This window comes from Actinomyces sp. MRS3W, assembly GCF_032465695.1.
GTDB lineage: Bacteria > Actinomycetota > Actinomycetes > Actinomycetales > Actinomycetaceae > Actinomyces.
In genome coordinates this window covers 1-1,477 of the sequence record NZ_JAWDJJ010000149.1, presented here as the reverse complement: position 1 = coordinate 1,477, position 1,477 = coordinate 1, and the positions used below count along the sequence as shown (strand labels likewise).

1 protein-coding gene is annotated in these 1,477 nt (G+C 67.0%); it reads right to left on the bottom strand.

The window, feature by feature from the left end; genetic code table 11:
- Nucleotides 1–22 precede the first annotated feature (22 nt).
- Nucleotides 23–1,228, bottom strand: a complete 1,206-nt coding sequence (locus RWX45_RS05425) for an IS110 family transposase (protein ID WP_316022747.1) — start codon at nt 1,226–1,228, stop codon at nt 23–25.
- Nucleotides 1,229–1,477 lie beyond the last annotated feature (249 nt).

The following is a 1,477-nucleotide window of genomic DNA, read 5'->3' as shown; positions in this document are numbered from 1 at the left end:
GGGGGTGCCCCTATGTGGTGTGTCAAGCGGCGGCGGGTAGTTGCTGGGCTGGTGGGTCGTAGAGGGCGCCGTCTCGGATCATGGCGTATAGGGTGAGGATGCGCCTGTGGGCGAGGGCGAGAACAGCCTGGTTGTGGCGTTTGCCCTGAGCGCGTTTGCGTTCGTAGTAGGCGCGGCTGGCTGGGTCGGAGCGCAGGGAGGCGAATGCGGACAGGAACATGGCTCTTTTGAGGCGCTTGTTACCGCCATGGCTGACGTACTCGCCGCGTATGGAGGACCCGGACCGCCGGGTGACCGGGGTCAGGCCGGCGTAGGAGGCCAGGTGAGCCCCGGTGTCGAAGGTGCGGCCGAGGGTCTCGGCCAGGAAGGTGGCGGCGGTCCTGACTCCCACCCCGGGCATGGAGGTCAGGACCGGGTAAAGAGGGTGGGCCTCCACCAGGTGCTCGACTTGGGCGGCGACATCCGCTCTCTGCGTGTGCAGGGCGATGAGTTGGCGTGCCAGGTGCGGTAGGACGACACCCGCGGCGTCGGTGCCGGCGACGGTGACGGTCTGTTGTTCTAGGGCGTCGGTGATGGCCTTTGCCCAGGCGGCGTGGCGGCGGGCGCCTTTGGCTTTGAGTTTGGCGTCAATCCGCGCCCGCCCGGCCTTGCGCAGCTGTGATGGGGTGGGCCAGGTGGCGATCACCTCCAGCACGCTGTCGTGCTCCAGCCACGGCCCTAGGGCGGCCTCCAGGGCGGGGTGGATCTGGGTGTACAGGCCGCGGATCCGGTTGGAGGTCTGATTAACCTGCCGGGCCAGGTCCAGGTCGAAACCAGTCAACATCGACAAGGATGCCGCGTCCTCGTCACTGGTGTTGATGGCTCGCAGGGTGTGGGGCATGGTGCGGGCCGCCTCGGCGATCACCGCCGCGTCCTTGGCGTCGGTTTTGGCGTTGCCCGGGGTCAGGTCAGCGATCCTGCGCATGGACAGGCCCGGCAGGTAGCCCACCATGATGCCCATGGCCTGAGCCACCGCCACCGCCAGGGCCCCGATAGTCGCGGGTTGGTCGACGACCACCAGCAGCTGGCCGTGGTCGCTGAGCTGTTGGTAGATCTCGCGCAGCTTGTCCTCGCTGTTGGGCAGGGCCTTGTCGAAGAGCTTCTTCCCAGCGGTGTTCAGGGCTGTGGCCCAGTGCTCGCTCTTGCCGACGTCGATCCCGATGAAGACGTCGATGTCATCGACCTGCATGACGGGTGCTCCCTCGTTTCGTGTGTACGGGGGCCAGCCCTTGGCGGCATGGCCCCGCACCCACGTTACGAAAGGACTCCAAGGCCAACAGCCTCGGTCCGTTCCCCTTATCAGCGGTCACCAGCACGCCTCACGGCAGCCGGTGACAACACCCCCCGGATCATTGGATAGACAGGGGCAAGACATCATGCCGGCCGCCGCTGGCCCAGCCGCGAGGCTACTCCCGCGACCACAAACAAGGTAACGGGC

Coding starts and splice junctions, on each gene's coding strand:
- RWX45_RS05425 (WP_316022747.1), bottom strand. CDS start 1,228: ATGCAGGTCGATGACATCGACGTCTTCATCGGGATCGACGTCGGCAAG.